The sequence below is a fragment of the Amycolatopsis sp. NPDC059657 genome (assembly GCF_042734395.1).
Taxonomy (GTDB): domain Bacteria; phylum Actinomycetota; class Actinomycetes; order Mycobacteriales; family Pseudonocardiaceae; genus Amycolatopsis.
The window spans coordinates 6,583-13,027 of sequence record NZ_JBHWEB010000187.1 but is presented as its reverse complement, the minus strand read 5'-3'; the positions used below and the strand labels follow the sequence as shown (position 1 = coordinate 13,027).

Below are 6,445 nucleotides of genomic sequence, written 5' to 3'. Positions count from 1 at the left end.
GGCAAGATCGTCATACGACGGACGCCCATCCCCAGCCACGCGGTGATCATCGCAGCACCATGACCACCACGCGACAGGGACCTGACTAGTTACCCCGACGGTTCTAACCGTCGGGAACACTCACGAGTACTTAGAACGCGACGTTGATGCAGGCCAGGCGAGGACCGGCGGTTCCGGCTTTGCCGGGCTCGGTGTGCGTGTGCATCTCGTGGATGACGATCGAGCCGGGGCGGCGGTCGGTGAAGCCCCAGTCCACATGGGACGACGAAATGCCGGTGCCGAGCTTGCTCGTGGTGAAGTCGAGCCAGATCTCGTTGCGGGGGTTGGCATACGCCGGGTCGACGGACGGCTTCACCGGGTCAGGCTCGTGCTGGAAGTGCGGGCCCGCCGCGTCGCCGGTCGCTCCGCAGGCGTTCGAGTGCACGTGGGCGCCGTATTCGTGGTCCGAAAGCAGGCCGCTGACGGCGAGCACGGTCGTGGTGCCGATGCGGTTGCCGGTGAGCGCGAAGACATGCGCGCGTGCGCCGGCGGGCACGAGTTCGGGCTTGTAGGTGATGGCGACCGCGTCCGGGCTGTACGCCTGGAACGTGCCGTGCGCCGAGACGAGAGGGCTCCCGGCAGCGGAAGCGGGACTCGTGCCGCTGAACACGAACGCCGAAGCGATCAGGACGGAAATGGCCGTGGGGGCAATACGCATGGTGCCTCTCTAGTCACTCAGGTAATCATTTGGCCATACTGCTCACCCGAATGTGTTAGCTCGTAGGCTGCCTCAATGACCAAGGATCGCACCTGGCTGGTAGCCATCGCCGCAGCTCTCTGGGGTACCGATGGCCTGCTTCGGCTACCGCTCGCTGAGAAACTGCCCGCGGCGACCGTGGTTTTCTGGGAGCACGTGCTCGTGGTGATGGTACTCAGCCCGTTCATTCCGCGTGCAATCCGCGCATTGCGAAAATGCGGTCCCAAGGAATGGCTCGCCGTGCTCGTGATCGGTGGTGGCTCGTCGGCGCTGGCGACGGCGATGTTCACCGCCGCGTTCAAGCTCGGCGACCCGATCACCCCGCTGGTGCTGCAGAAACTGCAGCCCGTGTTCGCGGTGGTCGCGGCGTTCTTCGTGCTCGGTGAACGCATTCGCCCCGGCTACGCGTTGTTCGCCGTGCCCGCGTTGATCGGCGCCTGGCTGCTCGCGTTCCGCGATCCGACGCACATCCAGGTCGCCGCGGCGAAGGCCGCGCTGCTCGCGATCGGCGCCGCGGCGTTGTGGGCGGCTGGGACCGTGCTCGGAAGGCTTGTCTCAGCTCAACTCGAAGCACGCGACGTCACCGTGCTGCGGTTCACGGTCGGGCTGCCTGCCGCGGCGATCATCGTCGCGGCGCAGGGTTCGGCCTTCGCTGTCGGCTGGGACAACGCGCTGGGACTCGGGCTGCTCGCGCTCGTGCCTGGTCTGCTGGCGCTCAGTCTCTATTACGCGGGGCTGCGCTCGACGCCCGCGTCACGCGCCACGCTCGCCGAACTGGCCTTCCCGGTGACCGCCGTCGTACTCGGGGTGTCCTTTTTGGACGCGCACCTGGTCGCCACCCAGTGGATCGGCCTGACGATCGTCGTCGCCGCCGTGACGGCGCTGGGCTGGCATGAGAGGGTCGGCGGCAAGCCGATGGTCTTGGAGCCCGCGTTATGAGCGAAGAGTTCGAGGAGTCGAAGAACGGGCGGCTCTCGCGCAATGTCACCGACCTGCTCCAGGAGTTGCGCGTGGCGCAAGCCGGGGTACAGATCCTGTTCGGGTTCCTGCTTTCGGTGGCTTTCACGTCGCAGTTCCGCGAAGCGAGCGGGTTCGAGAAGGCGACCCATCTGGTGGCGGTGCTGTTCGCGGTGACGTCGACCGTGCTGCTGACGGCGCCCGCGGCGTGGCACCGGCTGTTGTTCCGGACAGGACGGCGCGAGGAGATCGTCACCCATGGTAATCGGCTGGTCATCGCCGGGCTCGGGTTCCTCGCGGCGGCGTTGACGGTGACCGTGGGCCTGATCGCGAAGGTGGTCTACGGGCCGGTCGCGATGGCGGTGGTGCTGGTGCTGGTCACGGCCTTGTTCGCGGTGACATGGTTCGTGTACCCGTTGAGGCTGCTCCAGCGCTGAAGTTCACTCGGCGTTCCACCCCTGTTGCCTCACACCGCGTAGTTTGCGCCCGTGACTGACTCGAATCGCCGGACGTTCCTGCGTGGTGCCGGCCTGCTCGGCGCCGGTGCCGCCGTGTCCACCGTGCTCGGCTCGCCCGCCGCCGCCACCGGCCGCCGCCCGGACTCCGACAGCAGGAGGTTCAGCATCGCCGTGCTGCCGGACACCCAGTACCTGTTCGACGCCGACCGCTGCGATCCGGCGCCGCTCGACGCGACCCTGCGCTATGTGCTGGACGACGACAACGTTGTCTTCCTCGCCCACCTGGGCGATCTCACCGAGAACGGCCAGCCGGGCGAGATGGAGCAGATCAGCCGCTCGTTCCAGGCACTCGACCGGCGGCGCTTCCCGTACAGCGTGCTGGCGGGCAATCACGACATCAAGTCGTCCACCGACGACCAGCGCGGCCGCACGCCGTACCTCGACGCGTTCGGCCCGCTGCGGTTCCGGAACTCGCCGACCTATCGCGGGTCCACAAAGGACGGTTACAACAGCTACCACGTGTTCCGCGCGGGCGGACGCGAGTGGCTGCTGCTGGCCATGGACTGGCGTCCGTCTTCCGGCGGCCTCACGTGGGCGCGCGACGTGCTCGCGAAGCACCCGCACACACCGGCGATACTGACGATCCACGAGTTCGTCTCCGCCGACACCGGCGAGGCCCAGCTGTCCGACTTCGGCAAACAGGTCTGGGAGCAGCTGGTCGCGGGCAACGACCAGATCTTCCTGACGCTGAACGGGCACTTCTGGCCGCCGGGACGCACGGTGCTGCGCAACAACTTCGGCCACGACGTGCACGCGCACATCACCAACTACCAGGACCGCTACTACGGCGGCAGCGCGATGATCCGGTTGTACGAGTTCGATCTGGACCGCGGCGTGATCGACGTCCGCACGTTCTCGCCGTGGCTGGCGGACAAGTCGCGGCTGAACGAGATGGAGAAGCAGGAGGTCGAGCGAACCGGCGCGGCCGACTACTTCAGCATGGAGATCGACTTCGACCAGCGGTTCGCCGGTTTCGCGCCGCTGCCGGTGCCGCCCGCGCGTCCGGCACGACAGGTTCTGATCCCGGGAACGCTCGCGTACTGGCGGTTCGAGGGTGCGGACGGGGCCGCCGCGGATTCGGTGCGCGACCTTTCGGGGCACGGCAACGACTTGACGCGAGTGATCATGCCGGGGAGCGACGCGAAGGCGTTGACGTTCTCGAAGGAGTTCTGGGGACGCCAGCCTTCGCGGGCGAGCCTGCGGTTCGACGGCGGGAAGAACAAGGGCGCGTATCTGAAGACGGTCGATTCGGCGCCGTTGAACCGCGAGATGTTCCCGCGCGGGTACACCATCGAGGCCTTCGTGAAGATGCCGTCCGACTTCAAGAACGGGCAGCACGCGTGGGCCGGGCTGTTCGGGCGGATCGGGAGCGGCGGGGACGCCGGCAAGACCGGCGATGATCCGAGCGAGCCTGCGGCGACACTGTCCCTTTCGGACGGTGCCGGGTTGCAGTGGGCTGTGTTCCCGGTGAATCAGGCGGGGATTTCGACCAACTGGAGCCATGAACTGGCCGTCGATCGATGGTGGCATGTGGCGATCGTCAACGACGGGTGCCGGACGACGTTGTTCGTCGACGGGTGCCCGGTCGTGCGGAACCCGAAGACACCGGCGATCGGGCTGGCGAGCCCCGGCAGCAGCTGGGTGCTCGGGGCCTACGCCTACAACCGGATCGTCGAACAGAGCTTCTACGGCTGGGTCGGGGATGTCCGGATCGTCGACCGGGCACTGCGCGAGCGGGAATTCATGCTCGGGTCGTAGTTCACCGGACATGACGGCGAACTACTTACACTGCTCCGATATTACCTCAATTGCTGAATAAAAGCAATAGAAAACCCCACACTTGTTGTGGCATTGAAACAATGGGAAGGGAACTTGACAAGCCCCGCATAATAGAAAATCGGCGCGTCTCCAATAGTGGAGAACACCGCCGATTGCTCTATTAACATAGCAGCTGTGAGGGGAAATTGTCAAATCAGGGGTACGAGCAGGAATTACGTTCCGAGCGCGCACACTTGTCCTTCCTCTATGCGCGTCTGGAAGCGGCGAGGGAGGCGGCCGTCCGGCGGACGACCGACGCCGTTTCCTTGTGGGAGCGCGATGTCGCGGTCACGTTCAACCAGCGGGAGGCGCAGCGGCTGAAGGTCGCGGACGACGGCCTGTGCTTCGGCAGGCTGGACGAGCGGACCGGCGAGCGGCGGTATATCGGGCGAATCGGACTGTTCGAGGAGGACTACGAGCCATTGCTGCTCGATTGGCGCGCACCTGCCGCGCGGCCGTTCTATTGCGCTACCGGGGCCAATCCGGAGGGGATGCGCAGGCGGCGGCAGTTCCACACCATCGGCAGGCGGCTGGTCGAATTCACCGACGAGCTGCTCGAAGGGGAAACGAGCGTCGACGGCACCGCGTTGCATGCCGCGCTCGACGCGCCGCGTGACGGCGTGATGCGGGACATCGTCGCGACCATTCAGGCCGAGCAGGACGAGATCATCCGGCTGGATCATCCCGGCGTCGTCGTGATCGAAGGCGGGCCAGGCACCGGGAAGACCGCGGTCGCGCTGCATCGCGTCGCGTATTTGCTGTACACCAGGCGAAAGCTGCTTTCACGCAGTGGCGTGCTGGTGATCGGGCCGAACCCGCGGTTCCTCGACTACATCGACCGGGTGCTGCCGTCGCTCGGCGAGACGGATGTCGTCTTCGCGACGCCCGGCGACCTGTTCCCCGGGCTGCGGCCGACCGCGGAGGAAACCCCGGAAGCCAGGGAGATCAAGGGCTCGGCGGCCATGGTCCACGTACTGCGGGAGGCCATCGCGGACCGGCAGCGGCTGCCCGAAAAGCCGATCATGGTCGAACTCGACGACGTCACGGTGCCCGTCGACGCCGAACTCGTGAAGCCCGCGCTGAAGCGTGCGCAGGCGACCGGCATGCCGCACAACGAAGCCCGTAGCTACTTCTGGTCACTGCTCGAAGAGGCTTTCGTCGAACGAGCCGTCGACCTGATCGGCCAGGGCTGGCTGCTGCCCGGCGACTGGATGTTGCGTGACGACCTCGTCCAGGACGTCACGGCCGAGCTGGTCGCCGGCAGGCTGCTCGAACGCGCCGTCGACCAACTATGGCCGAAGCTGTCGCCGTATCAGCTGCTCAGGGACTTGTTCACCTCGCCGGAGCGGCTCGACGTGGCCGCGCCGTTCCTGCGCGACGCGCTGTATCGGGCCGACGGTGAGGCCTGGACCGTCTCGGACGTGGCGCTGCTCGACGAGGCGACCGAACTGCTCGGCCAGCACACGACGCGCGAGTTGAAGGAGGAGCGGGAGTTCGCCGAGGGCGTGCTGGAAATCCTGAACATGGAAGACGACGGGGAGACCCTGCGCGCCCAGGACATACTCTCCGCCTCAGAGCTGGCGGAGCGCCACGTCGAACACGACACCCGCGCGCTCGCCGAGCGCGCGGCCGCCGACCGCGAGTGGACGTACGGGCACGTCGTCGTCGACGAGGCGCAGGAACTGTCCGAAATGGACTGGCGCATGCTGATGCGGCGCTGCCCGCGCCGGTCGTTCACCATCGTCGGCGACCTCGCCCAGCGCGAGTCACCGGCGGGCGCGCGCGACTGGGACGACATGCTCGCGCCGCATGTCCAGGACCGCTGGAAGTACCGGCGCCTGACGACGAACTACCGCACCCCCGCCGAGATCATGGAGATCGCCGCGTCCGTGCTCGCGGAGGTCGACCCGACGGCTCGTCCGCCGCGTTCGGTGCGGACCAAGGGAATCCGGCCATGGGCACGGCATGTCGAGAATTTGACCGATGCCGTCGCTCGCGCGGTTCGCGAAGCCGGGGCCGGATCGGTGGCGGTGATCGCTCCGGCAGGCGTCGACGTCGGCCTGCCGACGATGACGCCGCGCGAGTCGAAGGGGCTGGAGTTCGACACGGTGATCCTGGTGGAGCCCGGGCAGATCGGGTCGGCCTCGGACCTCTACGTCGCGCTCACGCGGGCGACGCAGCGGCTGGGCGTGCTGCATACGGAGCCATTGCCCGCGACGCTGCGCTCGCTGGAGCCCCGGTACGACACGGTCCCGGGCTGCTGGGCCTGGTAACGCCAGGCCTAGCGGCTGAGCGAGTGGATGCGTTTGGGGGGGGGTCCCCGGCCAACATACCCAACCCCCCCCCCCCCAGGCCCCCGGGGCCCCCGGGGGGTTATACAAAAAACCACCCCCCCGCCCCACCCCGGTGAGGGGTT

Annotated in this window: 5 protein-coding genes; 4 read left to right on the top strand and 1 reads right to left on the bottom strand. The window is 67.2% G+C overall.

What is annotated here, in order from left to right:
* Positions 1-130: 130 nt before the first annotated feature.
* A complete protein-coding gene (locus tag ACFV15_RS45735; RefSeq protein WP_378359467.1) occupies positions 131-697 on the bottom strand; it encodes a superoxide dismutase in 567 nt (188 codons plus the stop codon).
* A gap of 75 nt (positions 698-772) precedes the next feature.
* On the opposite strand from ACFV15_RS45735, the gene ACFV15_RS45730 reads away from it, so the two are divergent.
* The 4 genes from ACFV15_RS45730 (at position 773) to ACFV15_RS45715 (ending at position 6,302) form a co-directional block, all read left to right on the top strand.
* Positions 773-1,675: a DMT family transporter gene (locus tag ACFV15_RS45730; RefSeq protein WP_378359465.1), complete on the top strand. Its 903-nt coding sequence runs from the start codon at positions 773-775 to the stop codon at positions 1,673-1,675.
* On the top strand, positions 1,672-2,130 hold the full coding sequence (locus ACFV15_RS45725) for a DUF6328 family protein (protein ID WP_378359463.1): 459 nt from the start codon (positions 1,672-1,674) through the stop codon (positions 2,128-2,130). Before ACFV15_RS45730 ends, ACFV15_RS45725 begins: the two co-directional genes overlap by 4 nt.
* A gap of 51 nt (positions 2,131-2,181) precedes the next feature.
* The gene (locus tag ACFV15_RS45720; RefSeq protein WP_378359461.1) at positions 2,182-3,969 is read left to right on the top strand and encodes a LamG-like jellyroll fold domain-containing protein; all 1,788 of its coding nucleotides are present in this window, start codon (positions 2,182-2,184) and stop codon (positions 3,967-3,969) included.
* A gap of 206 nt (positions 3,970-4,175) precedes the next feature.
* Positions 4,176-6,302, top strand: coding sequence for a helicase (locus ACFV15_RS45715; protein ID WP_378359459.1), 2,127 nt, complete (start codon positions 4,176-4,178; stop codon positions 6,300-6,302).
* Positions 6,303-6,445: the final 143 nt, after the last annotated feature.